General features: G+C 38.6%; 28 protein-coding genes. 10 read left to right on the forward strand and 18 right to left on the reverse strand.

The genetic code is table 11. The features are described 5' to 3' along the window. Together HDE70_RS02925 and HDE70_RS02930 are read right to left on the reverse strand one after the other, a co-directional pair. Nucleotides 1-600, reverse strand: coding sequence for a hypothetical protein (locus HDE70_RS02925; RefSeq protein ID WP_183865182.1), 600 nt, complete (start codon nt 598-600; stop codon nt 1-3). Then, nucleotides 587-1,084, reverse strand: coding sequence for an RNA polymerase sigma factor (locus HDE70_RS02930; RefSeq protein WP_068401403.1), 498 nt, complete (start codon nt 1,082-1,084; stop codon nt 587-589). Before HDE70_RS02930 ends, HDE70_RS02925 begins: the two co-directional genes overlap by 14 nt. Before the next feature lie 172 nt (nt 1,085-1,256). On the opposite strand from HDE70_RS02930, the gene HDE70_RS02935 reads away from it, so the two are divergent. The 4 genes from HDE70_RS02935 (at nt 1,257) to rpmA (ending at nt 4,041) form a co-directional block, all read left to right on the forward strand. Then, nucleotides 1,257-2,642, forward strand: a complete 1,386-nt coding sequence (locus HDE70_RS02935; RefSeq protein WP_183887928.1) for a dicarboxylate/amino acid:cation symporter — start codon at nt 1,257-1,259, stop codon at nt 2,640-2,642. 39 nt (nt 2,643-2,681) lie between these two features. Beyond that, entirely contained in the window at nt 2,682-3,197 is a 516-nt protein-coding gene (locus HDE70_RS02940; protein WP_260159900.1) for a hypothetical protein, read from the forward strand. 82 nt (nt 3,198-3,279) lie between these two features. Next, complete coding sequence (rplU, locus tag HDE70_RS02945; protein WP_111631821.1) at nt 3,280-3,591, forward strand: 50S ribosomal protein L21; 312 nt, start codon at nt 3,280-3,282, stop codon at nt 3,589-3,591. Between the two features lie 60 nt (nt 3,592-3,651). Next, entirely contained in the window at nt 3,652-4,041 is a 390-nt protein-coding gene (gene rpmA, locus HDE70_RS02950) for a 50S ribosomal protein L27 (protein ID WP_111631820.1), read from the forward strand. A 65-nt stretch (nt 4,042-4,106) separates the two neighbouring features. On the opposite strand, the gene HDE70_RS02955 is transcribed toward rpmA, so the two are convergent. Next, nucleotides 4,107-4,463, reverse strand: a complete 357-nt coding sequence (locus tag HDE70_RS02955) for a helix-turn-helix domain-containing protein (RefSeq protein ID WP_183865186.1) — start codon at nt 4,461-4,463, stop codon at nt 4,107-4,109. Between the two features lie 190 nt (nt 4,464-4,653). Here HDE70_RS02955 and HDE70_RS02960 point away from each other — a divergent pair, with 190 nt between their 5' ends. Continuing rightward, nucleotides 4,654-5,619: a response regulator gene (locus HDE70_RS02960; protein ID WP_183865188.1), complete on the forward strand. Its 966-nt coding sequence runs from the start codon at nt 4,654-4,656 to the stop codon at nt 5,617-5,619. A 16-nt stretch (nt 5,620-5,635) separates the two neighbouring features. On the opposite strand, the gene HDE70_RS02965 is transcribed toward HDE70_RS02960, so the two are convergent. The 3 genes from HDE70_RS02965 to rnr are packed head-to-tail and all read right to left on the reverse strand — an operon-like array spanning nt 5,636 to nt 9,910. Then, complete coding sequence (locus HDE70_RS02965) at nt 5,636-6,604, reverse strand: polyprenyl synthetase family protein (protein WP_183887930.1); 969 nt, start codon at nt 6,602-6,604, stop codon at nt 5,636-5,638. Beyond that, nucleotides 6,604-7,770, reverse strand: coding sequence for a carboxypeptidase-like regulatory domain-containing protein (locus HDE70_RS02970; protein ID WP_183887932.1), 1,167 nt, complete (start codon nt 7,768-7,770; stop codon nt 6,604-6,606). The genes HDE70_RS02965 and HDE70_RS02970 overlap by 1 nt, the downstream gene beginning before the upstream one ends. Nucleotides 7,771-7,777: 7 nt before the next feature. Beyond that, on the reverse strand, nt 7,778-9,910 hold the full coding sequence (rnr, locus tag HDE70_RS02975; protein WP_183865194.1) for a ribonuclease R: 2,133 nt from the start codon (nt 9,908-9,910) through the stop codon (nt 7,778-7,780). Nucleotides 9,911-10,102: 192 nt separating this feature from the next. Here rnr and HDE70_RS02980 point away from each other — a divergent pair, with 192 nt between their 5' ends. Beyond that, entirely contained in the window at nt 10,103-10,987 is an 885-nt protein-coding gene (locus HDE70_RS02980) for a mechanosensitive ion channel family protein (RefSeq protein WP_183887934.1), read from the forward strand. Here HDE70_RS02980 and HDE70_RS02985 read toward each other — a convergent pair. Continuing rightward, nucleotides 10,976-12,751 carry an ABC transporter ATP-binding protein gene (locus HDE70_RS02985; RefSeq protein WP_260159903.1) on the reverse strand — a complete coding sequence of 592 codons (1,776 nt, stop codon included), beginning with the start codon at nt 12,749-12,751 and terminating at the stop codon, nt 10,976-10,978. The genes HDE70_RS02980 and HDE70_RS02985 overlap by 12 nt on opposite strands. Before the next feature lie 72 nt (nt 12,752-12,823). Here HDE70_RS02985 and HDE70_RS02990 point away from each other — a divergent pair, with 72 nt between their 5' ends. Beyond that, nucleotides 12,824-14,137: a nicotinamide mononucleotide adenylyltransferase gene (locus HDE70_RS02990; RefSeq protein WP_183865198.1), complete on the forward strand. Its 1,314-nt coding sequence runs from the start codon at nt 12,824-12,826 to the stop codon at nt 14,135-14,137. A gap of 19 nt (nt 14,138-14,156) precedes the next feature. On the opposite strand, the gene HDE70_RS02995 is transcribed toward HDE70_RS02990, so the two are convergent. The 4 genes from HDE70_RS02995 to HDE70_RS03010 form a co-directional block, all read right to left on the reverse strand. Beyond that, nucleotides 14,157-15,191 (reverse strand): LLM class flavin-dependent oxidoreductase, encoded by a 1,035-nt coding sequence (locus HDE70_RS02995; protein ID WP_183865200.1) that lies wholly within the window; start codon nt 15,189-15,191, stop codon nt 14,157-14,159. 88 nt (nt 15,192-15,279) lie between these two features. Continuing rightward, nucleotides 15,280-15,783, reverse strand: a complete 504-nt coding sequence (locus HDE70_RS03000; protein ID WP_183887936.1) for a hypothetical protein — start codon at nt 15,781-15,783, stop codon at nt 15,280-15,282. A 42-nt stretch (nt 15,784-15,825) separates the two neighbouring features. After that, entirely contained in the window at nt 15,826-16,272 is a 447-nt protein-coding gene (locus HDE70_RS03005; protein ID WP_183865204.1) for a GNAT family N-acetyltransferase, read from the reverse strand. Beyond that, complete coding sequence (locus HDE70_RS03010; protein ID WP_068401353.1) at nt 16,272-16,763, reverse strand: YajQ family cyclic di-GMP-binding protein; 492 nt, start codon at nt 16,761-16,763, stop codon at nt 16,272-16,274. Before HDE70_RS03010 ends, HDE70_RS03005 begins: the two co-directional genes overlap by 1 nt. 74 nt (nt 16,764-16,837) lie before the next feature. Between HDE70_RS03010 and HDE70_RS03015 the strand changes: the two genes are divergently transcribed. From HDE70_RS03015 to HDE70_RS03025, 3 genes are all read left to right on the forward strand, one after another. Next, a complete protein-coding gene (locus tag HDE70_RS03015; protein ID WP_183887939.1) occupies nt 16,838-17,617 on the forward strand; it encodes a hypothetical protein in 780 nt (259 codons plus the stop codon). Nucleotides 17,618-17,751: 134 nt separating this feature from the next. Further along, nucleotides 17,752-19,809, forward strand: a complete 2,058-nt coding sequence (gene ppk1, locus HDE70_RS03020; RefSeq protein ID WP_183865209.1) for a polyphosphate kinase 1 — start codon at nt 17,752-17,754, stop codon at nt 19,807-19,809. Between the two features lie 6 nt (nt 19,810-19,815). Then, on the forward strand, nt 19,816-20,700 hold the full coding sequence (locus tag HDE70_RS03025; RefSeq protein ID WP_183887941.1) for an exopolyphosphatase: 885 nt from the start codon (nt 19,816-19,818) through the stop codon (nt 20,698-20,700). On the opposite strand, the gene HDE70_RS03030 is transcribed toward HDE70_RS03025, so the two are convergent. Genes HDE70_RS03030 through HDE70_RS03060 form a run of 7 tightly spaced genes read right to left on the reverse strand, consistent with a single transcriptional unit; the run spans nt 20,666 to nt 26,151 of the window. After that, nucleotides 20,666-21,232: a 4'-phosphopantetheinyl transferase superfamily protein gene (locus HDE70_RS03030; RefSeq protein WP_183887943.1), complete on the reverse strand. Its 567-nt coding sequence runs from the start codon at nt 21,230-21,232 to the stop codon at nt 20,666-20,668. The two genes, HDE70_RS03025 and HDE70_RS03030, sit on opposite strands and share 35 nt — an antisense overlap. After that, a complete protein-coding gene (locus tag HDE70_RS03035) occupies nt 21,229-21,498 on the reverse strand; it encodes an acyl carrier protein (protein WP_260159904.1) in 270 nt (89 codons plus the stop codon). Before HDE70_RS03035 ends, HDE70_RS03030 begins: the two co-directional genes overlap by 4 nt. Continuing rightward, nucleotides 21,491-22,768 carry a beta-ketoacyl-[acyl-carrier-protein] synthase family protein gene (locus HDE70_RS03040; RefSeq protein WP_183887944.1) on the reverse strand — a complete coding sequence of 426 codons (1,278 nt, stop codon included), beginning with the start codon at nt 22,766-22,768 and terminating at the stop codon, nt 21,491-21,493. The genes HDE70_RS03035 and HDE70_RS03040 overlap by 8 nt, the downstream gene beginning before the upstream one ends. Next, complete coding sequence (locus tag HDE70_RS03045) at nt 22,761-23,207, reverse strand: 3-hydroxyacyl-ACP dehydratase FabZ family protein (RefSeq protein ID WP_183865219.1); 447 nt, start codon at nt 23,205-23,207, stop codon at nt 22,761-22,763. Before HDE70_RS03045 ends, HDE70_RS03040 begins: the two co-directional genes overlap by 8 nt. Before the next feature lie 48 nt (nt 23,208-23,255). Further along, on the reverse strand, nt 23,256-24,308 hold the full coding sequence (locus HDE70_RS03050; RefSeq protein ID WP_183887947.1) for a type III polyketide synthase: 1,053 nt from the start codon (nt 24,306-24,308) through the stop codon (nt 23,256-23,258). Continuing rightward, a complete protein-coding gene (locus HDE70_RS03055; protein WP_183887949.1) occupies nt 24,305-25,018 on the reverse strand; it encodes a methyltransferase domain-containing protein in 714 nt (237 codons plus the stop codon). The genes HDE70_RS03050 and HDE70_RS03055 overlap by 4 nt, the downstream gene beginning before the upstream one ends. After that, the gene (locus HDE70_RS03060; protein ID WP_183887951.1) at nt 25,018-26,151 is read right to left on the reverse strand and encodes an NAD(P)/FAD-dependent oxidoreductase; all 1,134 of its coding nucleotides are present in this window, start codon (nt 26,149-26,151) and stop codon (nt 25,018-25,020) included. The genes HDE70_RS03055 and HDE70_RS03060 overlap by 1 nt, the downstream gene beginning before the upstream one ends. Nucleotides 26,152-26,173 lie beyond the last annotated feature (22 nt).

A 26,173-nucleotide genomic window follows, 5' to 3' on the forward strand; every position in this document is an offset into this window, starting at 1 on the left:
TTAAACAGACTCTTTAAACTGCGCGCTGATTCTTTCAAATTTTTCAATTAAAAGATCAATGCGCTCTTTTTCTTTATTCATGTATGATTTACGCAGGATGGTTGCACAGAAGGCCATCCAGATTACTGTAAATAGTACGATTGCGATTTGTATCCAGGTATTCAGATGGTTCAGTGTTTCAAAGAAGAAAAGAATGAAACCAACCGATATAGCTGCGGCATAAAACCAGTAAAGCTTATTGTATAAATTGAAGCGGCTCAGCTGGTATTCGTGGAGCTTTTTCAGGAATGCACCCGGATGCTCTGTGAAATCGTTCCGTGAAATCAACCGGTGTTCCCTGTATAATAAAATCGTATAGATCGCTACAGCTAATACAATGATTCCTATCCCTAAGAACGTAGCCCAGGAGCTGAAATCAAAATAAACCAGTAAGGAGCTGATGGCCAGGAATGAAATAACCATTCCCCCGATGTTAAAGAGCGATTTGGTACGAATGGAATTCACCTCTTTTTTTGCCTGATCCAGCATCTCTTCTGAAGTGATTTTTACCTCCACAGAATGAGATTGCCAAAGAGACTGTATATGTTCAAATTCTTGCATGATGATTGTATAATTCGGTGAGTTTTTGTTTAATACGGTGAATCTTAACTCTAAGATTTCCTTCGCTGATTCCTGAAATGTCGGCTATCTCATGATAGGGAAGCTCGTCGAGAACCATAGTAATAATTAAACGGTCGTTTTCTTCTAATTTGGATATTGATTTATATAAAAGAGCCACCTGCTCATTTTTTTCAGAGAACTCTTCTACTCTGTTCTCAATAATATTTTCCGTTAGTTCGTCTTTGGCCTGTCTTTTCTCCGAACGAAGGTAGGTTAAACAGGTGTTTACAGCGATCCGGTAAATCCAGGTCGAAATTAGTGATTTCTGTCTGAATTTATCAAGATTCTGCCAAACCTTAAGAAAAGTCTCCTGTAACAGATCATTTGCAGACTCAGCATCACCTGTATAGCCATAGCACAAATGGAATATTTTCTTGGAGTTAGTGTCGAAGATTTGCTTAAATAAGATGTCTTTCTGATCCAATTGAGTCGTTATTTTTGTTGTTTGACACGGTTAATAGCAAATTGTTACAGTGCTAAAATGTTTTTAACCGGGCTATAACATTTCCACAATCCTACAAAAACGGATTACCCGATTCTGAAAATAAGTTTATTATTGTAGTTTTACGCTCGGAAAAAACACTCAACCAAATATAATGTCAAAAAACAACAGATTAACATTCTTTATATTTTTAGCACTGGTACTAGGAGTTATCTTAGGTTACGTATTAAATGTAAATTCATTTGATACATATAACAACAAGATTACCAATGCAGATGCTCAAATTAAAACTTTAGATATAAAGATGGGTGAGAGAACTGATACAGCATCTGTACAGTACTTGCAACTGAAGACACAAAGAGCCGAAAACGTTAAAATCAGAAGAGATAACGAAACTGAAAGAGAGAAAAAGCTGGAACCACTTACTTTATTAAGTGATATTTTTCTAAGATTAATTAAAATGATTGTTGCTCCTTTAGTTTTTACCACACTGGTAGTTGGGGTGGCTAAAGTAGGGGATATTAAAGCGGTAGGAAGAATCGGTGGTAAAACCATGCTTTGGTTTATGAGTGCTTCCTTATTGTCTTTATTTTTGGGAATGATCATGGTCAACATATTCAGACCGGGTGAGGCGATGAATTTGCCGCTTCCAAGCAGTCATGAGGATACGGGGATTCATAAAGTGGCTTTATCGATGAAAGACTTTATTGCGCATATCATCCCTAAAAGTATGACTGAAGCGATGGCAACCAATGAAATCCTTCAGATTGTAGCTTTCTCCCTGTTTTTTGGGGTCGCAACTGCGGCTATTGGTGAAAAAGGTAAAATTATCATTGAGTTTTTCGATTCAGTTGCGCATGTAATTTTAAAAGTGACCGGATATGTAATGAATTTTGCGCCTTTTGCAGTATTTGGTGCGATGGCGGCGATTATTGCCAAACAAGGTTTAAGTGTCCTTTCTACTTATGCCTTATTTATCGGGGAATTCTATTCTACGATGCTGCTGTTGTGGCTGGTACTGATTATGATCGGTTATCTTATTCTGAAAGGGAGAGTATTCAACCTGATGAACAGGATGAAAGAGCCGGTGATTGTTGCTTTTAGTACAGCGAGCAGTGAAGCGGCTTATCCGAAAACGATGTTGCAGCTGGAGCGCTTTGGCTGTAAAGATAAAATTGTGAGTTTCGTATTACCATTAGGGTACTCGTTTAATTTGGATGGTTCAATGTTATATATGACCTTTGCGTCCTTATTTATTGCACAGTCTTACGGGATTCATTTATCGTTTCAACAGCAGATTACTATGCTGCTGATCCTGATGCTGACCAGTAAGGGGATTGCAGGTGTTCCAAGAGCTTCGTTAGTAGTTATTGCAGGTACGATTGCAACTTTTAATATTCCTGAAGCAGGACTGGCCTTATTGATCGGTATTGATCCTTTGCTGGATATGGGCAGATCAGCAACGAATGTAATTGGTAACAGCCTGGCAACAGCTGTGGTCAGCAAGTGGGAGGGAGAGCTTACAGAGCCTCTGGATTAGATAAGTTAAGAATGCAAGACCAATTTATATAGATTAAAAATGATGAGTACCAACGCGAAAAAATTATTTCTACTGCTCACTATTGTAGTTCCTTTTCTGGCCTACTGTGTGTTTTATTATATGCCTATTATTAAAAATGCACCTTTCAGATCGGATGAGTTTGTCTCTTTCCAGTTCAAATGGGGAGCAGGCAATGACCTGGTGAATTCTTATGATTCTGCAACCGGGGACTATCAGTATCTGAATGCAAAAGATTCACTGATCAGAACGAATGTGAAATTAAGAGATAATGATATCATTTATATTCACAATAAAGCAAGTGAGCTTGGGTTCTGGAACTTTCCGGATGTAATTTCCAATGCGGGAACTGACCTTAATAAATCTAAAGTACTGCGTTATGTGATGCAGTTTAACTATAAACGTAAAACTAAAAAGGTGATTTTTGTTACAGATTATAACGATATCGCTAAACTAAGAGACGTAGCTAAGCAAATGAAGACCCTTTTGGAGCAGAGTATCAACGATGCTGAAGAAAGATATGGTAAGAAAAAGTAAATCATTATGAATTTATAAATATATATTCTATATTTGCACCTCGATAAAAAAATAAACAATTTAAAATACTAATTATTTAACAATGTACGCAATAGTAAATATAGCAGGACAGCAATTCAAAGTTGCAAAAGACCAGCACCTTTTTGTACACCGTTTACAAGGAGATGAAGGCGCTAGTATTGAATTTGACAATGTATTGTTGGTTGAAGACGGAGGTAAGATCTCTGTTGGTGCCCCTTTATTATCAGGAGCTATCGTTTCAGCTAAAATCGTGTCTCATTTAAAAGGCGATAAAGTAATCGTTTTCAAAAAGAAACGTAGAAAAGGTTACAAAAAGAAAAATGGCCACCGCCAGTATTTCACAAAAATCCAGATCTCTGGTATCAGTTTATAATTAGTTGTTAAACAAAAATTATCAGTTTTATAACTGTTAGTTGATAAAATATAAAACAAAATGGCACATAAAAAAGGAGCCGGTAGTTCGAGAAACGGACGTGAGTCTCATAGTAAACGCTTAGGTATCAAAATTTTTGGTGGTCAGGAAGCAATTGCAGGAAACATCTTAGTACGTCAACGCGGAACTAAACACCATCCTGATAAAGGCGTAGGTATTGGTAAAGACCATACTTTATTCGCTCTTGTTGCTGGTACTGTAGTTTTCAGAAAGAAACAAGATAACAAATCTTACGTTTCTATCTTACCTGCAAGTGTAATTAGCGAAGTTGTTGAAAAAGCTGTTCCTACTAAAAAAGTAGAAGAAGCTGCTGCTCCGGTAGCTGAAGCACCTGCTAAAAAAGCACCAGCTAAAAAAGCTGCTAAAGCTGACGCTGCTCCGGCAGAATAATCTTTAAAAAAATTCAATAAAAAAGCCGCAACGTATTCGTTGCGGCTTTTTTATTGACGTTTATTTTATGATACGTCAATTTTTATTTTAATACTTTGAAGTTCGTTTTCCAGTTTTTCCAAACACAAAGAGAAATTCTTAAGTGTAGTTTCCAGTTCATTCATTAAGCCTGCTACAGGAAATACAGCTTGTGGTTCATTGTTCTCTTCTCCGTGTAAAAGCCATTCATAACTCTTCTTATAGTGCCTTGAAAGAGCACACAGTGTATGAAATGTGGGGTATTGGTTGCCAAGCTCAATTTGAGAATAATTGCTCCTGGATAAATTCAATAAATTTGCTACATCAACCTGAGCGTAAGCTCTTTCTAGTCTTAATGACTTAATCCTCTTCCCTAATATTTTCTTTGATAGAATTTCTTGCATAAATAATATTTTTTTTGTTGGTTTGTGACTTTATTCTATTGGTGTAAAAAAGACAATTATCGAACCATTACATCCGCGAGTATAATTTGGTTATCTTTATAGGAAGATTTCGAGTTTAAAGTAGGATGTTAAATGTTAAAAAAAAATTAAATGAGTGCTTGTATTTGTGTCATACTAAAGGAAATCAACTATGAAGCTTAGTGCTTACTGTGATTGTTATACCGATAACTCTTATTTTCTTTTTAATAAAAAAAATCACATTACTTTTTTCAATATTCATTCCATAGAAAAAATAGGGTATTTTTTAGCCAAAAATCCCACTATTGGGGAATCTTTTGTGGAAATCATTTCACAAAAGTATGAACGGACGTTCTCTAAACTTGTGGCAGAGTGCTTTGAAGGGAAGGTTTTCAGTATAGAAAAGCGGTTAAAAGTGAAAGATATGGATGATGTGTTGCTACAGATCGTCCTGACGCCTGTTTTTACTGATCCTGAAAATCCTCAGGTGGCTTGTACCATTATTGACAGTAACAGAAAATCTAACCAGATGAAACTGCTGGATGAATACTCCCATCTTGCTTCACATGATCTGCGCGCCCCGATAACGAATATCTTAAGTCTGTCGAGCCTGATGAATTTTCCGGATATGGAATCGTTTGATACCAGCAAGATCAAAGAATTACTGAGAGATATTAATTTCCAGGCAGAAAAGCTGGATGATATTATTAAAATGCTCAACAGCCTGATCAATAAAGAACATGAGGCTGATGATTTTATCGCAGAATCTACCAAAATAGATTCCAAACATATTATGCTGATTGATGATGACTCGCTGACCAATAAGCTGCATCATATGATCATTACCAAACACAACAAAAATAAAAGGGTAGTACAGTTTGGGAGTTCAATACGCGCACTTGATTATCTGAAGGAAAATAAGCCTGATTTAATTCTACTTGACCTGAACATGCCGGAGATAGATGGCTGGACGTTTTTAAAGCTCCTGGAGGAACAAAAGCCAGAGGTTGACGTAGTTATCATCTCTTCTACAATTGATCCCGCAGAACGGACCAGAGCACAGTCCTACAGGTCAGTTAAGGATTTCCTGACGAAACCCTTAACCTATGAAAAAATTAAACACCTGGTAGACAACTAGTACCAGCATGCAAATATTAGTGTTCTCTATCAAGCAGTGATTCGGCAAGCTGGATCAGTTTATTCTTTTTAGCTGGCTCAGTACTTACTTTTTCCAATGCTGTAAAAGCAATGTCAAGGCTGCGTTTCATTTCAGTAACTGCAATTTTCCTGATGTTGTAACTGTTATATAAGTTTGTAATCGCTTCAATTTTTGCAGGGTAAGCTGTATTTGAAGATTGTGATTCCAGGAAAGCCAGGTCATTGCTGTTAGCCAATTCTTTCAATTTAAGCAAAAGGAAGGTTTGTTTGTTGGAAATAATATCGCCGCCTACTTGTTTGCCAAATTTAACAGGATCACCGTAAACATCAAGGATATCATCCTGCAACTGGAAGGCGATACCAAAATTTTCACCAAAATCATAAAGATGTTCAGCATCCTGCTCACTTGCACCACCTACAATTGCACCGAGTTTCATCGCCCCGCCTACCAGTACTGCCGTTTTTAAACGGATCATATTGATGTATTCCAGGATACTCACGTCAGTCCGCTGTTCGAATTCCATATCCAATTGCTGACCTTCACAAACTCCCTGTGCGGTAGCATTGAAACAATGCAAAGCTTTTTTAAGAATGCTGGCATCCAGATTTGTCAAATGTTTGTTGGCTTCAACCATCATCACATCGCCACTCAGGATCGCGTTATTTACACCCCATTTAATATGAACTGTATCCTGACCTCTGCGTAAAGGAGCGTTGTCCATAATATCATCATGGATCAGCGTAAAATTATGGAAGGTTTCAATTGCCAGCGCTGCCTCTATTGCTTCGGTGGCATCAGTGTTAAACAATTCACTGGAAAGTAAAAGCAATACCGGTCTGATCCGTTTGCCGCCAAGGCGCATAATATAGCTTATTGGCTCGTATAACCTGGAAGGAATCTCTGGATATTCGACCTTTTTGATCGCTGTTTCAATTAATTGTTGTAACTCAAAAATGGTATGCATTATTTTCTTAATGTGGTGTTTTTTTCTAAAATTTCTATTGCTGCCTGTTCCTTTGCGGTTCTTTTAATCCCCGGATTCTTTTTCCAGAAATCTTCATTATAGGTCATTGCTTTGACCAGGTTACTATCATTTATCTTCAAACTTACTTCTTCCAGCTTACTTTGATCTATAGTATCGTCATCAGTCATATACAAGGTGGAATAAAGATCGGTATCCTGCACGCCCAGACCCATCATTTTTAATCTGTTCGAAGTGTTAAAAACTGAATAGTCCAGTACATTGTCCCCCTGTTTATTCAATCTGTACTGTGCGATAAATGCGGTTTCTTTGTTTTTAATACTTACAGGCCCATTACTCTTAAAGAACATGCCTTTAATTACTCCTTCAATTTTGAGTACATTGCTGGTGACGGTATTCACATAATAAGCCCCCTCAAATCTTTTCTCTTTGAGTGCCCGTTTAGGCGTACAGATAATCTTTGCAATCTCTTCTCCATCCTGGAGATAAGTACCTGCAAGTTTAAAAGTATAAAGGGAATCTACTTTCCTTAAAAGTGGTTTTTTATGGAATGAATTGGCCAGATAACCGGAAAATATGAAGGAGAAGAAACTTGTATTGGTATAGGATATCCCTTTTTGACCCTGGAGATGACGTGCTTCTGTAGGATGCCAGCCAATCAGCCCATAGGGTTTCCATTCTGCATCCATCCAGATCTCATTCAGGTATACTGGTTCGTTAGCTTCATAAGCGATTTGTCTTAAGAAAGCTTTACCAAAATTGGAATTATTATAAGTTTTAAGTGCCTTGTCTGTTGCATCCTGCATAATAGCCGTTGCCGGATTTCCAACCGTCACTTCTTTTAAAGTCATCACCTGCGGATCAAGCGCTATTTTCAATTGCCCATCCGCAGTTTTAACTTCAAAGCTGCCACCGGCATAGTTCAGGTGAGTAATCAGCAGGGTAACAGGTAATGAGGCAACGGTAAGATCGAACTCACCGTTGCTGTTGGTTAAAGTACTTTTCTGATTTTTAACTTGTACAGTCGCAAAAACAACAGGGGTACCTGTGTTTTTTTCTACTACAATACCTGAAATCCTTTGCTGCGCTAAAACACAGACAGAAGAAAACAGGAGTAATAAAAAGAGAACAGCGCCTGATTTATACATGTTATCTTTAATCCTGTACCAGTGAAAAGTCAATTTGACGTTTAGACAGGTCTACTCTTTTTACTTTCACTTTGACTTCGTCACCTAATTGATATTTCTTTTTCTTGCGCTGACCTACTATACAGTAGTTTTTCTCGTCCAGTACATAAAAATCATCGGCTATATCTTTTAGCCTGATCATTCCTTCACATTTGTTCTCGATCAGTTCTACGTACATTCCCCATTCAGTAACGCCAGAAATGATTCCCATAAAGAGCTTACCTACATTTTCTTCCAGATATTCTACCTGTTTGTATTTAATAGAAGCACGCTCTGCATCAGCAGCACGTTTTTCCATGGCAGAAGAATGGGAAGCAGCAGTTTCGTATTCATCTTCATTGGCAGAGCGTTCTCCATTAAGATAGGCAGCCAGCAGGCGATGAACCATTACATCAGGGTAACGGCGGATCGGAGAGGTAAAGTGAGTATAATGGTCAAAAGCCAATCCATAATGGCTTGTTTTTTTAGTCGTATATACTGCTTTGGCCATCGAACGGATAGCTAGCTGTGTTAATACGTTTTGTTCTTTCTTGCCTTCCACATCTTCCATCAGGAAATTAAGTGATTTGGCAATATCCTTATCAGATTTCATGTTGATTTTATAACCAAAACGAGCAGCAAATAAAGCAAAGTTGCCCAGGTTTTCCAGGTTTGGAGAATCATGAGAGCGGTAGACGAAAGTATATTTAGCCTTTCCTTTACCTTTTTTAGCAATAAATTCAGCTACTTTTTTATTGGCCAGCAACATAAAGTCTTCAATCAGTTTATGGGCATCCTTACGTTCCTTCACGTAAACACCAACTGGTTTTCCATTTTCATCCAGTCTGAATTTCACTTCAGTACTTTCAAAACTTATCGCACCATTTTTAAACTTCCGGTCTCTTAAAATATAAGCAAGCTCGTTCAGCTTCAGGATTTCCTGCGCATAATCGCCTTCTTTATTTTCTATAACTTCCTGAGCTTCCTCATAACTGAAACGTCTGTCGGAGTGAATCACAGTTCTTCCGAACCATTCTTCTACTACATTAGCTGCTTCGTCCAGTTCAAAAACAGCCGCAAAGCAAAGTTTATCTTCGTTTGGACGAAGTGAGCAAACACCGTTACTTAATCTTTCAGGAAGCATAGGGATTACCCGGTCTACCAGGTAAACAGAAGTCGCTCTTGAATAAGCTTCTTTATCTAAATACGTTTTAGGCTGTACATAATGCGAAACATCCGCAATGTGTACCCCAACTTCATAATTGCCGTTTGGTAGTTTTTTGAAGGATATCGCATCATCAAAGTCTTTTGCGTCTGCCGGGTCAATGGTAAAGGTCACCGTATCGCGGAAGTCGCGGCGGTTTTTCAATTCCTCTTCGGTAATGGCCTCCGGAATTTCATTGGCTTCTTTCTCTACCTCAGGAGGGAAAGACAATGGAAAACCATATTGCGCAAGGATCGCATTCATTTCTGTGTTATTCTCTCCTTGAGTACCCAGAATATTGATGATTTTTCCAATAGGGTTTTTTGCACCTTCTGGCCAATCGGTAATCGCTACCTGTACTTTTTGTCCGTTTTTGGCCCCATCAAGGTCACTTAAAGGTACAAAAATATCATGCAGCATTTTCTTGTCGTCGATCGTGACGAATGCAAAACGATCAGATATTTTGATTACACCTATAAAATCAGTTTTTAAGCGTTGTATAATTTCAACGACTTCACCCTCATTTTTTCTGCCTCTTTTTTTAGCGTAGATATAAACTTTTACTTTATCGCCGTTAAGTGCGTTATGCAGTTTACGGGCCGATACGAACACGTCTTTTTCAAACTCATCATCAGGAACGATAAAAGCTGCGCCATCGGCAGTCATATCTACTTTTCCGGTGATAAAGGTCTTTAAATCTTTAAGCTTGAATTTTCCTTTTTCAGGTTCTGAAAAAACACCTTTTTGTGCTTGTTCTTTCAGGATCTCCAAAATGGTTTCCCTTGCTTCTTCATCTTTTATGTTGAGTTTGGCTGAAACCTGTTTATAATTCAAGGCTTCATTATTGCTATTCTCTAAAACATCACTGATTAACTGAGTTAAGACGAGTTTTATTTGAGAAGATTTCTTTTTTGCCATAGTATATTTGTCAATATTCCGAAGGTAACACTTTGAAATGATTTATGAAGCCTTAAGGCCTATAAATCCAATATTAAAGGCCTTAAAACGTATTGGGGATTTGTATAATTGTAATTTTTACCGGAGCTTAGGGACAGTTCAAATTCGGGTGACTAATATTAAAATTGGTCTGATCACAGGAGAAAATTTAAAATGATAGAAGAAAAACAGCGGAGTACAAGAAAGGAATTTCTGATGATTATCATTAAGACTATCATTCTTTTTGCGCTGGCGTATTTCGAAACTTATCAGCCGGTAATGTTTACTGATTTCCCTTTTATAGCATTAACTGCGCATGCATTTATGGTATTTCTCGGGCCCAGCGTTGCGGTTTCATTTCTCCGCCTGGTTGTTATTTACTGGTATATTAAAAAACATCGCTTTAAGTCTACAATCAAGGATAACTTTATTTTAGGCATTAACAGGATCGTTTCTATTCTCAATACCGTATTCGGGGTAATTGCGGTCATGATCTGGATGGGGATTAAACCTCTTGAATTCTTAACTAGTATTACGATTGTGGCGGCTGCGATTGCAGTTACTTTTAAGGATTATATTACCAATATGATCAATGGACTGATCATTATGTTTTCAGATCGTTTATCACTGGGTGATCATATCCGTGTCAATGATAACGAAGGCAAGATACTGGACATCACTTTGATTAATATGATCCTTCAGAATGAGGATAATGATATGGTAATTATTCCCAACTCTGTGGTATTCAGCTCTGTTATTATCAACCAGTCTAAACAGAATATCAAGAAATTAAGTATAGAGTTTGAAATGGCACTGCATTTTGGATATACACCTGATTTCCTGGAAAAACATTTATACCGGGCCTTGGATAGTTTTAAAGACAATATTGTGTCCAGTGGACTGACCATCAAAACGCTGGGTATTACTAAAGATATTGCCAGGTTTAAAGCGCAGGTATTATTGAATAACTATGATAAACTCAAAGAAAGAGAAATCAGGCGAGTTTTGAATACCACGATTATTAAATTGACTGTACCAAAACAGGAATTACCTGACTAAGCTTAATTTACCCGGGATTGCTGCGATTAGTTTTTGCGTATAAGCAGTTTGCGGATGTTCATAAATAACCTCCGGAAAATCTTCTTCCTCTATTTTTCCTTTATTCATGACAATCATTCTATCTGACAGATGTTTAACAACAGCAAGATCATGAGAAATGAAGATATAAGTCAAGCCCATTTCCTGCTGTAATCTTCTGAGTAAATTTAATACCTGAGCCTGTACAGAAACATCCAGTGCAGAAACAGATTCATCACATATAATCAGTTTAGGCTGAAGAGCGAGGGCACGCGCAATGACTATACGCTGCCGCTGACCTCCTGAAAACTCGTGAGGATAACGGTTAAAATGTTCGGGTTTCAGATCTACGAGTTCCAGCAAATGCTGTACATGTGCTTTGCGTTCAGCATTGCTGTTAAATACGTTATGAACCTGTAATGGTTCCATTAATGCGTTTCCGACTGTAAGCTGTGAATTTAAGGAAGAATAAGGATCCTGAAAAATGAGTTGGATATCTTTTCTCAATGTGCGGAGCTTTTCCTTTTTTAAATGCGTAATGTCTTGTCCAGCAAATGAAATTGATCCGGAAGAAGGTTCTATCAGGCGGAGAATTGTTCTGCCCAGCGTAGTTTTACCACAACCTGATTCACCAACCAGGCCCAGCGTTTCTCCGGGATATAGTTTGAAGCTGACATCATCAACTGCTTTAACCACGTCTTCCGAAGATCCGAATAATCCATTTCTGACCGGAAACCAGGTACAAAGATTTTTTACTTCAAGCAGGGGAGGTGTATCATATAAAACTGCTCTTCTGCTGTCAATTTCCTGTTGCGTGTAACTGTTTATGGCTAATAAATGTGCAATTGGCTGATCCGTACCTTGTTTTAAAAAATCGGCTACTACCGGCAGTTTTTTTAAGCGGTATAAAGGGGAAGGCCTGCAAGCCAGCAAACCTTTGGTATAAGGGTGTTTTGGCTGTTTAAATAGTTGTTCTACAGAGCCTTGTTCCACAATCGTTCCTTTGTACATCACGGCAACATCATCAGCAATTTCACTGATCACAGCCAGATCATGGGAGATAAAAATCATCCCCATATTCCGTTCTTCCTTTATCTTTAACAGTAATTGCAGGATCGTTTGCTGTACTGTCACATCCAGCGCTGTAGTGGGTTCATCGGCAATCAGAAATTCAGGGTTGCAACTTAAAGCCATTGCAATCATTACCCTTTGTTTTTGTCCTCCTGAAAGCTGATGGGGATAAGTATCGAAAATAGTCTCCGGGCGGGGAAGCTGTACTTCTTTGAAAAGTTCATTTGTTTTTTCTTTTGCAGCTTGTTTACTCAGCTTCTGATGCAGCATAATAGCTTCCTGAACCTGATCGCCACAAGTGAAAACAGGATTCAGTGAGGTCATGGGTTCCTGAAAGATCATGGCAATTTTATTGCCCCTGTACGTATTCATTTCCTTATCAGATAAGGAAAGCAGGCTGATATCGTTGAAAAGAATATCACCACTAATTTTGGTGTACGCCGGATCATGCAAACGCATAATCGCAAATGAGGTCACAGACTTACCGGAGCCGGATTCGCCAACTATCCCTAAAACCCGCCCTCTTTCAGCTGTGAAGCTGATCTGGTTAACCGCGGTTTGCCAGGAGCGGTCTTCCTGATTAAAAAACTGGATACTCAGATCAATTACTTTTAACATCGAAGGTACAATATAGAGAAAATTATCCCCCAAATTAACAAGCGGTTTAAAATTCATCTAAATAAGCTTTAAACAATTTTATCATCTAAATTTAATCTGCTTCTTCGCATTTTCTGCTATTTTTGCAGAATGGAAAGAGAAATTCTTGATACCAAGCGTAAAGCCCTGAATATTAATCTAAACTCTAATATTTACGGGACTTTCGCTGAGATCGGGGCGGGACAGGAAGTAGCGCGTAATTTTTTTACTGCCGGTGCGGCTTCAGGAACAGTAGCCAAAACGATGTCTGCCTATGATATGACTTTTAGTGATGCAATCTACGGGGTTGAAGAAACCGGAAGATATGTAAGTCAATCCAGGCTGACTAAAATGCTGAACCACGAATTTGGTTTGCTGACTGAAAGATTGTATGGTGAAAAATATGAGACCAGAAGCTTCTTCGCTTTTGCAGATACAGTAACTACCCTGAATTATAATAAATCAAATGATCCGCATGGCTGGATTGGTATTAAGTTTCAGACTGAGCCTGGAGGAGAACCGAATGAGATCTTTTTCCATGTACGTTTACTGGATACCGATGCTGCACTTCAGCAAAATGTATTGGGTATAATAGGAGTGAACCTGGTTTATGCAGCTTTCTATTACCATACAGATCCAAAAAGAATGATTGAATCACTTGCGGATAACCTGACTGTAGGTTCTGTAGAGATCGATTTGATTTCTGTAAATGGCCCTGCTTTTAAAAACATCAATAATATCCTGCTGAATCTTTACCTGATTGTAAAGGATTTCTCAGATGCAGCCATTTTTGACTCCCTTGGAAACCCATGCTTACCTAAAGATCTTTTGTACAAAAAGGATATCATGATTTTGCGGACAAAATATGCGCAGAAATCATTGCCTAACTTTAGTATGTTCAACAAAGCTGTAGATCAGTTTAAAAGAACAGAAGATGTAAAGAAAGACAACCTGAGCGTTTTAATTGAGGTCTTGTTATCAAATGTTTTGACTGCTGATGAAGAGATCCCTGAAAACATTGACCTGGAAGCAGTAGCACTAAGAGCTGAAGAATTATGTAAAACAGGTAACCTTGTGATTGTTTCCAACTTTGCAAGACATAATAAACTAGCCAAATACCTGGACAGATGTAAGCCTAAAAGTGTAGGTATTTCAACAAACATCAATAACCTGAAGTTTGTATTCAACTCTTATAATTTTGGTGAGAACTATTCCAGCATGCTGTTAAGTTATGTAAGCGATATGTTTACCAAAAATGTAAAATTGTTTGCTTACCCTTTCCTGGATAAAAAATCTAATAAAGTAATTACTACTGTAAATATGCCGGTGACACCGGAAGCAAAACCGCTTTTTGACTTTCTGATCCTGAACGGATATATTACAGATATCAAAGAATACAGTGAAACAGATGTGAAGACCGTTTAAGGTCTTCACAAATCCTTGCTTATTTTTTTAATGCTTCACGAACTTTGGGAGCGATCTTAGTTCCGAAAATCTCGATAGACTTCATCATATCTTTATGCGAAGGTGCGCCGATATCCATATGTGCTGCAAAACGCGTCAGGCCAAACATTTCCTGTACATATAAGATTTTGTCAATTGCGGCTTCAGCATCGCCCACAAATAATGCCCCTTCTTTTTGTCTGCCATAATCAAACTGGTATTTAGTATAAGGTGACCAGCCACGTGATTTTCCTATCCTGTCCATTTGTGCGGCATACAATGGATAATAGTTAGCAGCTACTTCATCTGCATTTTCGCCAAAAAATGCATGCGCATGTATACCTACCTGAAACCTGGCCATATCATGCCCTGCTTTTTGATATTCTTCTCTATATAAGTTAAATAAAGGCTTAAACTGACTTGGTGATCCGCCAATAATAGCGATCATTAAAGGCAACCCTAATTTACCGGCTCTGATCACAGATTCCGGAGTACCGCCTACAGCAATCCAGATTGGTAAATTGTTATCAACTGCTCTTGGCAAAACCTGCTGATTAACCAGCTCGGGTCTGAATTTTCCTTTCCAGGTAATGGTTTCTTCTTGATTTATTTTTAACAATAAGTCTAATTTCTCTGTAAACAATTCATTGTAATCAGTCAGATTGTTCCCGAATAAAGGGAACGATTCGATGAAACTTCCACGGCCTGCCATCAATTCTGCACGGCCATTGGACAATAAATCAACCATTGCAAAGTTCTGATACAACTTCACCGGATCAGCGGAACTTAATACACTTACCGCACTGCCTAGTTTAATGTTTTTGGTTACTACAGCTGCTGCTGCCAGTAATATTTCAGGACTTGAAACTGCAAAATCAGGACGGTGATGTTCTCCGATACCGAAATAATCCAGTCCCAGTTCGTCCATTAATTTTATCTCTTCGATAATCTCGCCCAATCTTTGCTGGGCAGGTTGAAATTTATTTGTTATTGGATCAACACGTAAATCCCCGAACATACTAATACCTAATTCCATAATTACCTTGTTTTAATCTGATACAAAGTTAAGTTGTAAACTAAAATTTCCCGTTAACCTATGATAAGTAATGTTTTTTGCGGGATTTTTACTTGCAGGCTTTGGCTAAATCCACTAAAAGCGTTTTATCGAACGCAGCAGGTATCAAAGAATCCTGTGCTACATTATATTCGAACAGTTGCTTCTTTACAGGGTCAAAGGTAAAACTTGCGATTAAGGGTGCATGATCAGGATAGTTCTCATGAATACTATAATCAAAGGTTTTGGAGTAATTCATGGCACTATCTATTTTTGGATAGGGGCTGCCTTCGTAAGAAACATAGAATGAAGTACCCCCATTTTTAATGATCCTTTCCTTCAATCCATTCGTTAAACTTTGGTACCGGGGAGAAGTGGTCAGTATCAGATAGGCAATCTGACTGCATGTTTTTGTGGAAACAGGTTTCGCTGTGTCCAGTTTGGAAGTTTTAGGTTGTGAAACTGCTACTTTGGCTAAAGTATCTTGCTGAAGCTTATTTTTTGTCTGCTGTGTACAGGAAGCCGTGAATAACAGACCTGCCAGTACTAAGCTGTGGAATTGAAATCTTTTCATGTTCAGAAGGTTAATTTGACTGAGCAATAAAAAGCAGGAAGATTAATCTTCCTGCTTTTTATAAATGTCTTTGACCGTAACAGCCATTATATTTTCTGGCGTTTCCAATGGCTCAAAACCATATTGACTATAAAGGCTATGTGCGTCTCTTGTAGCCAGCATGTATCTTCTTAAGCCCTGGAGATCGGGATGGAAAAGCATAAGCGACATTAGTTTTTTCGAGAGCCCCATACCACGGAACTCTTCCTCCACATATACATCTGCCAGATAAGCAAACGTAGCACGGTCAGTAATCCATCTGGCAAATCCTATTTGCCGGGTTTCCTGATAGATTCCAAAGCAAAGCGAATTCTCAATAGATCTTTTGACTGTTTGTAAAGGAATCCCTTCAGCCCAGTAAGATTTGGTACTCAGGAAAAGATGAACGGCAACCGCATCAATTTTGCCTTTGTCGTCCGAAAAAATAAAGCCATTATCAGCAATTTCCATTAGTTACGCATGTTGATGTATTGAAGTGGCTGTCCGAAATCTTCACCTTTACAAAGCGAGATTACCTTTTGAAGGTCATCAATGTTTTTGCTTTGTACACGCAATTGGTCGTCCATTACAGAAGCCTGAACTTTAAGTCCGCTGGCTTTGATTTTTGCAACTATCTTTTTAGCGACATCTTTATCAATTCCTTCTTTGATAGAAACTTCTTTTCTGATCATATTGCCAGAAGCATATTGTTCCTTTCCAAAATCAAGACTTTTAGGATCAAGATTTTGTTTCACCATACGGGAAATGATAGAATCCTCAATGGCTTTCAGACGCATGTCATCTTCAGTAACAATGGTGATCACATTTGTTTTCTTGTCATGGTCAATAGTACTCTGAGAGGTAGAGAAATCATAACGGTTAAGGATCTCTTTTTTTGCGTTGTTCATTGCATTATCCAATGTCTGCGCGTCAACTTTACTTACGATATCGAAAGTGGGCATGATTATAGCTTTAGTATAAAAAATATATTAGATTTAGATATTAATTATTTAACGTTCTTGCTAAAAAAATTATTATGAAAACCAATAAATCAAAAGTGCAAAAAAATAATGCTAAAAAAGCAGTTAAAAAAGAATTGGAGCAGACTCTTTCGCAAAAATTTTTTGAAGCAGTTTCTCATTTGGGTCATGATGCCGAAAAAATTGGTGAAGAGTTAGCACATGCGGCTAAAGCTGTGGCTAGTAAATTAGCTAAGAAATTTAATGAGGTAAAAGCAGAAGCGACTAAAAAAACAAAGCCAACTAAAAAAGAAATAGAAAAAACTGCTAAAAAACTTAAAAAAGTAGCTGCAAAAGGTGCTAAAAAAGTCAAAAAAGAAGTTAAAAAAGCAGTTTCAAGCGCTAAACCATCCGTAAACAGTATCAAAGTTCCGGTGATTGCAAGTGAAGAGAAAGCAGCTACGTTAATCGCTAAACCTGTTAAAAAAGCAACAGCAGTTGTGAAAAAATCTGCTTCAGCAGTTAAAAAAGCGGCTCCTGCGGTAAAAAATGAAGTGAAAAAAGATGTTGCAGTGGTAAAAAAAGCAGCTACAGCAGTAAAAGATAAAACAACTACAGCAGCTGGTGCTGCAAAAAAAGTTGTAACTACGGCGGCAGCGGCTAAAACTGCTCCGGTAAAAAAAGCGGTTGTTAAACGTGTTCCAGCTAAAGCTGCTGCAACTCCGGTTAAACCTGCTGCAAAACCTGTTACAGCATCGGCTAAACCTGCTGTTACTCCAGCTAAAGCTACGCCAACAGAGGTTAAACCTGTGGTGACTTCAGAAAAAACGGATGAAAAGACTACAGACGAAAGTTAATTCAATTACAGTTTGAGGTTAATTTAACGCTTTTTTTGTGAAGATTAATGCTCGAATAATTAACATTGAATTAACAATAGAATTCGCAGTTTTGAGCATCCGGTCCCACCAGGGATTTTTTGATACTAACCCCCATGACAAAGAAGAAGGTCCCATTTTTAAATAGAGAACTCAGCTGGTTATATTTCAATGAACGGGTTTTACAGGAGGCAACAGATGAAACTGTTCCGCTGATTGAAAGAATTAAATTTTTGTCTATTTTCTCTTCTAACCTGGAAGAATTTTACCGGGTACGTGTAGCTACAATGACCAGGTTGTCTAATTTAAACGACAAGGCCAAAGAACTTTTAGGGTTTAATCCTAAAAAAGTGCTGAATGAGATTAAAAATATCGTCGTTAAACAAGAACGTAAGTTTGAACAATTATTTCAGGCTACGCTGATTAACGAACTTGCACAAAACAGGATTTTTATTCTGAATGATACACAACTCAATGTAGCCAGGGGAGAGTTTGTAAAAGAACACTTCCGGGATAAAATTCTTTCCAACCTGGTACCGATCATGATTGATATGGAAAAACCATTTCCAGAACTCAAAGACCGGTACCTGTACTTTTTTGTAAGGCTTAAAAAGAAAACCGGCAAAAAAGATGAAAAGTATGCATTGATAGAATTGCCTCCCGATCTGCCAAGGTTCCTGGTACTGCCGGAGACTAACGGATTAAAATTTATTATCCTTGCTGAGGATATTATCAAATACTGCCTGGATGACATCTTTTACGTATTCAAATACGATGAAATGGATGCTTATTCTATGCAGCTGACCAGAGACGCTGAGCTGGATATCGATAAAAATGTAAGTGATAAGTTTATTGATGAATTAAAGACCAGCCTTGATAAACGTAAAAAAGGTAAACCTATGCGTTTACTTTATGATACAGAAATGCCATTTGATATGTTGGGTGTACTGGTCGCTAAAATGAAAATTGAAGCCGAAAGCCTGATTCCCGGTAATCGTTATCATAAGTTTGGTGATTTTATCCGTTTTCCGAATGTCGGAGATAAAAGCCTTGAATACCCTGCAAACGTACCCTTAAAGGTTTTCGGTTTACACCGTACCCAGAGTATATTTAACAAACTTGCAGAAAGAGATTACCTGGTTAATTTACCTTATCAATCTTACGATTATATCATTCTTTTTCTTCGTGAAGCTGCAATTGATCCTAAAGTTACGGCGATCAATATCACACTTTACCGTTTGGCGGAGAATTCAAGAGTGATTAATGCGCTGATTAACGCAGCCAAAAATGGTAAGAAAGTTAACTGCCTCGTCGAACTTAAAGCACGTTTCGATGAAAGAGCAAATATCTTCTGGACCAACAGGCTGGAGGAAGAAGGAGTACATGTAAACTATGGTTTAACTGATTATAAAGTCCATTCTAAAATCTGCCTGGTTACCCGGATAGAAAAAGGCCGTCCTGTTTATTATGCAAATCTGGCGACTGGTAATTTCAATGAGAAGACCGCTAAACTGTATTGTGACCACAGTATTTTTACGGCTAAAAAAGAGATCACCCATGATTTGATTAAGCTTTTTGCTGCCTTAAACAAGCGTACTGTAGCTACAGGATTTAAGTACCTGATTGTTTCTCCGCTGGAATCCAGAACTAAGTTTTATACTTTGATAGACCGGGAAATTAAAATCGCGAAATCCGGTAAACCTGCCTATCTTATTTTCAAAGTCAACAGTCTTGCTGATGAAGGGATTGTAGAGAAACTTTATGACGCAAGTAATGCCGGAGTAAAGATTAAGCTGATCGTGCGCGGTATTTGCTGCCTTGTTCCGGGCGTAAAAGACTTCAGTGAAAATATTACTGTGATCAGTATCATTGATAAGTTTCTGGAACATGCACGTGTTTTCATCTTTGGAAATAACGGTAAAGAGGAAATGTTTCTTTCTTCAGCAGATTTAATGAGCCGGAATTTTGAACACCGTGTAGAGGTTGGTTTTCCTGTACTGGATGAAGACGTTAAACAAGAAATCAGGGATATTATTGATTTTCAGTTACAGGATAACGTGAAAGCAAGAGATATTACCCGCTTAAATAACAATAAATATCATAAAAACCGGCTTAGCACTAAGGTGAGGGCACAGGTTCAAACTTATAATTACTTAAAAAACAAACACCAGTAGAAGATTATGCTCAGATATGCAGCAATTGACGTTGGCTCGAATGCCGTTAGACTGCTTATTGCAGATATAACACACAATGATAATGGGTTTGGTTTTAAAAAGAATACCCTGGTCAGGGTCCCTTTAAGATTAGGTGACGATGCCTTTTTAGATCATAAAATATCTGCACGCAAAATCGAAGACCTGATCAAAACCATGCAGGCCTTTAAAAATCTGATGGATGTTTATCAGGTGACTAAATACCTGGCTTGTGCAACTTCTTCGATGAGAGAAGCGCAAAATGGGCTTGAAATCATTAAATTGATTAAAGAAAAGGCCAATGTAGACCTGGAGATTATTGAAGGGCAGAGAGAAGCCAATATCATTTATGCCAATCATATTGAAGATGATCTTGATATTAAGAAAAACTATCTTTACATAGATGTAGGTGGTGGTAGTACAGAATTATCAGTATTCGTAAATAAAATACCTGTAGCTTCTAAATCATTTGATATCGGGACAATCAGAATTCTGGATAACCAGGATAAAGAAGAAACCTGGGAAGAAATGAGGCTGTGGGTTAAAGATCAAACGAAGTATCATAAAAACCTGGCTGGAATTGGAACCGGGGGAAATATCAATAAATTGTATAAAATGGCAAATGAAAAAGAGGGGATGCCTTTAACTTTTCTGAAGCTGAAATCTCTATACAATCAATTGAACAGTCACTCCTTAAAAGAACGTATCCAGATTTTTAACCTGAACCCTGATCGTGCCGATGTAATCATTCCGGCAAGTGAAATCTTTATTACCCTGATGAAATGGACAGGCATCAAGCAGATTCATGTACCAAGAGTAGGTATGGCAGACGGAATTATTAATCTGCTAATAGAAGAGAATCTGAATAAATAATAGCCAGATAGTCACCATGGTGGCTGATGGAAACAGCATGCTTCCGGCCGGTAACCTGATGGGTTAACTCCGGTATTCCTGATAGGGTACCGGTCAAATGATAAAGACTGTTTAAATTATTAAAAGCTGCTTTGTAAGCAGTATCCGGCTGAAGATATTGTAAATGGAGCTGTTCAAAATCCTTCATCTCTGACACGGCAACCGAATGGATAAAAGTATTTTTGAGTTCACTTTTCACGAGAAAACTATCCTTGAAATAGCTAACCGTTCCTGAGGCCTTCGTCTGCTCTATATTCAGCAATCCGCAACAAAAATTTAAAGGCTCATAACTTCTGGTTCCCGTTTTGCGCTGAACAATTTTACAGGCCGCTTCTTTCATTGTCCAGAGTAACCATAACATTTCATCAGGCTTAGGGGCCTCCAGAACAAACCGCTGCTCTTCAGGTGTACAGATTTTAGCCAGGTAACCTTTTCGCTTCCAGTTGCTCTCTATTGCAGCCTGGCGGAGATCTACCAGATCATTGCCTATCATTTTTCAGTAAGTTTACCCTCAATAACATCCAGTGTGGATTTGACATCCAGCATTTTTGACATGGAATCATTATCGATCTCAATGCCGAACTTTTCTTCCAGATCCAGCACAATATCAACCAGGTTGGCAGAGTTGATTTTCAGGTCTGTAATGAAACTTGTATGCTCACCAAGCTGATCTAATGCTTCTTTGTCCTGGGTATAAGGAGCTGCAACTTCTTTAATAGCGGAAATGATAATTTCTCTATCCATGATTTCTCTATCCATGATTATATTTTTTTAAGACTAAACAGGCGTTGACATCGCCAAAACCAAAACTTGCCTTGACGAGTATATTAAAATCTTTTTGGAGACATACACGGGGGATGCGCTCCGGATCTATCAGCGTTTCAATAGCCGGATGCAGATCCTCACAATTTATATTAGGGAAAATAAACCCTTCATAGAGCTGTAAAACAGCAGCAACACATTCAATGCTGCCAGCCGCAGAGATACAGTGGCCAATCATCCCTTTAACCGAATTGATATAAGGGAAGTCCTTGCCTGAACGCCCTAATGCGGTTACCCAGTTCTGTATTTCAAGCGTATCCTTTACCGTGGCAGTGAGATGGCCATTGATTACCTCAACTTCCGAAGCTTGAATGCCAGCATTCCTGAAGGCCATAGACAAGCATCTTTGTACCGCTAATGGATTAGGCGCAGTCATAGTACCTTCACCACGCTGTCCGCCCGAATTAAGATGTCCGCCGAGTATTTCTGCATATATCTTAGCTCCCCTTGCTAAAGCACTCTCCAGGCTCTCTAAAACCAAAGCTCCGGCACCGCTTCCCGGAACAAAACCACTTGCCGTCGCACTCATCGGGCGGCTGCCTTTTTCCGGGTCAGTATTGTGTTTATAAGTACAAACTTTCATCGCATCAAAACCAGCCCAGATATACGGGCCGCTGTCACTTGTACTACCAGCCAGCATAATTGTTGCCTGACCTGATTTAATGCGCTCATAAGCCATTAAAATACTCTCTGTTCCAGTTGCACAAGCAGATGAGTTTGTGGTTACCTGGTTACCTAATCCAAGCTTCCCGGCAAGTAATGCACTCACTCCGCTTGCCATAGTCTGGGCGACTATAGAACTGCCCAGTTTACGGATTTGCAGGTTATCTAATTTATAAATGGCACCTCTGAACTTATCAATACCAGAAGTGCCTGTACCGAAAACAGTTCCACTTTCCCAATCCGGTGTTTCATCGGGAGCAGGTTGAAGCCCTGCGTCCTTCCATGCGTCCAAACCTGCGATTACACCGTAAACGATGCCTGTGCTTTCCAGGTTCCGGATTTCAAGTTCAGTAAAATACTGACTGATCCGGGCAGTATCAATCACTGGCTTTCCTGCGATCTGGCAAGAGAAAAGAAGTTGTTCCAGCTGCGGATCATGCTGAATCCCGGACACACCATTTTTAAGCGCATACCTGAACTGCGTAATGTCCGCACCATTTGGTGAAACAACCCCTAAACCAGTGATGACAACACGTTTAGTCATTCATTTTTGTAGTTACCATTCCAGATATATTTCCTTTGCAAACTGTTTCTCCGGCTTCATTTTTCATCACTACATTACAATTCAGTTTTTTAAACCTGAAGTATACTTTTTCAGCAGTTACGGTAACTTTCTCACCCGGGAAAACAGGTTTCATAAAATCCATTGCAGTAGAAGTTAGCATCACATGTGCTTTCAGTTCTGTATTTGCATTTTCTGAAAGATAAATGCCCAGGCAAACCAGGCCAATCTGTGCCATTGTTTCTGTTAATATTACCCCTGGGGTAACCGGTGCATCTTTGAAATGGCCTTTGTAGAAATCAAGGTCTTTATCAAAAGTATAAGTTCCGGTTGATCCGTTTTCATCAATTTGTAATAACTCATCAACAAATAAAAAAGGTTTGCTGTAAGGTAATTTTGCTAGTATTTCTTGTGCGTTCATTGTTATAAGATTATCAATTCTAAGGTGTAAAGTAAATACAAAAAACGCTTACCATTGCAATAAAATTCGTTGGGCAGAAAATCCGGGGCCGAAACTAAGCATCAGACCTTTGTCTCCTGGTTTTGGTTTAGCGTCCATAATCCGCTCAAGCACATAGAGTACGGTAACGCTCGACATATTTCCATATGACCTTAAAATCGCTTTAGTATCGTTTATGTTTTTTCCAAGATCACCAAATAATGCTTCTACAATTTCAATGATTTTCTTCCCGCCCGGATGAAAAACCAAATGATCTATCTCCTGAATATTTAATCCGTTCTTTTCCAGAAAAGGATGAATAATAGCAGGGAAATGTGCTGCAATAGTTTCAGGCACAGTAACGTCCAGTACCATTTGTAAACCTGTATTGGTCATTTTAAAGCCCATCATTTCTTCTGCATCGTAAAAGTGATACATTTCTTCGGCCAGTATTTCCGGTCCACTGTCTTCAGGGTGTGAAGACAAAAGGACACAGGCCGCACCGTCTCCAAAAATGGCAGCACTTACAATATTGGCCATCGAAAAGTCCTCTCGCTGAAAAGTTGCTGTTGGAGATTCTACAGCAATTACTGCTGCCCTTTTGCCCGGATTGGATTTTAAGAAGTTTTTAGCGTAAATGATTCCTGATACGCCCGCCGCGCAGCCCATTTCTGTGACCGGAAGACGCACAATATCCTGACGCAGCTTTAATGCATTGATCAGATAAGCATCTAAAGAAGGGATCATAATTCCTGTGCAGCTTACGGTAATGATATAATCAAGATCTTCATTTTTCCAGCCTGCCTTATCAATCGCATCTTTCAGACATTTTATACCTAATTTAATGCCTTCTCTGCAATAAATATCATTCCGCTGCTCAAAAGTCAGCTCACTGAAAACCTCTTCAGGAGACATAAATGAATAGCGTTTATCTACCGCTGCATTCTCAAATATTTTTTTAACCTTGCGGACAAAGCGGTCTTCTTGGCCATATAGCCACCCATCCAGAAAAGGAATGATTTCGGCCGTGCTCCTTGAATATCCGGGCAATGCTTTGCTGATACATTTTATAATTACACTCATGCTGTTTTAACTATCCATTGGTAGCGGAATGCCCATTTCCATTTAATAAAGTAATACTGAAGACCTAATGTTTTTGAAAACGACATTAAATCCTTTCTTTTAAATCCGCGGAGAATAGAAACCAGTCCATCTTCGCGTGACATTTCATTCAGGCGGAATACAAAGCATAAACCCAGAAACAGGTAATAGGCAATTGCACTCCGTTGTAAATCGTTAATCACAAAACCAAGCCTTGCTGTCCGCTGAAAACTTTGCAGCAATGCAATAATCTCCTGATCTTTAAAATGATGTAATGTTAAAGTACAAAGTATAATATCTGCCGGTTTTTGCTGGTTCAGCTCATCAAATATATCAATGCACTCATAACTTATATTTTTATATCCGGTTGATAAACTCCGGGCATGCGCAATCGTGAAATTATTAGCATCTATACCGGTGAGTACAAAGTTTAAATCATTTTTCTCTGCATAAGCTGCAAGCGCTCTTAACATATCGCCATTTCCACATCCTATATCAGTAATACGTATTACTTTAGATTTTGGTTGCGCACGGAGTAAATAAATAATTCCTTCGAGCGTGACCTTGTTTCCGCCAAGCAGGTGGTTTATGCTGGCAATTTTATCGAGTGCATCCCTGAGTATTTCTCCTTCCATCTGGAAATTATCCATAATTTCAGGTGCATCGCTTCTATGTGTGGTATTTACAAACATTATTCAGTAACAGTTAAACTATGGCCATGTGTTTTTTTGATAATCAAAGGCAGCAGGAATGGCAGCCGGACCATCCCACCTAATAATTTCTCCGTTAAATATTCCTTTTCGAACAGGGCCGATAAAGTCCTTCCCATCCATAACCTTGATTTAAAGTGGTGATTCCAGGATATAAGATAACGTTTTTCCATTGCAGTTCTGTCGGGAATCTCTCCTTTGAAAAACAAAAGCAATAATTCAGCGCAAATCCTGGCGCTATGTATCGCCATAGCCATGCCGTTTCCGCATAAAGGATGTATCAATGCCGCAGTGTCGCCGATCATCAGGATATGATCAATGACTGCTTCTCTGGCGCCAAAGGAGAGCTGACTGATAGTTATTGGTGTATCAAATAATGGTTCTGATTTTTCAAAAAGGCTTTTTAGATGTTTATTTTGATAGAGTACGTTTTCCTGGTAAGCTGCGATATTTTTATGTGTTTTGAAGGTTTCATAATTTGCCAGATAACAGATATTTATCTTTTGATCTTCTATTTTAGAAGCACCGCAATAGCCCCCTCTAAAATTATGGAGTGCAACCAGTCCATCTTCAAATTCACCGGTATAATGTGCTTTTACTGCTAAAAATGGTGAATGCTTTTGTATAAATTTCCTCTTTAATTTGAGGTCAATAGCAGAACGTTTACCATAAGCGCCAATTACCTGTCTGGCTGTATACTGGTGCTCACTTTGTGTAAAAATCAAGAAGTTATCTTTTTCGAATGCCACGCTGCTCACTGTATCCTGTATCACGCGACCTCCTTTAGCCAGAAATTTTTGACAGAGAAAATGATCAAGCTGATATCTGCTGACCCCAAAGCCACCCATAGGTAACCGGGTAGAAATGACTTTCCCTGAAACTGTGGTGAATTGCATGTTGGAAATTATCGAAGGATGCAATACTGAAGGATCGGCATCCAGCCATTTTAAGTAGGGCAGAACCTCATTAGAAATATATTCACCACAAACCTTATGATGAGGATAAGTATCCTTTTCGATCAGGATCACCTCCATCCCAGATTGCTGTAGATGTAATGCCGCAGTTAATCCGGCTAATCCGCCACCTATAATTAGAATATCAGTTTGAACAGGCATAAGCAAAATAAGGGGTAAGATG

Origin of the sequence: Pedobacter cryoconitis, assembly GCF_014200595.1 — a bacterium.
Lineage (GTDB): Bacteria > Bacteroidota > Bacteroidia > Sphingobacteriales > Sphingobacteriaceae > Pedobacter > Pedobacter cryoconitis_C.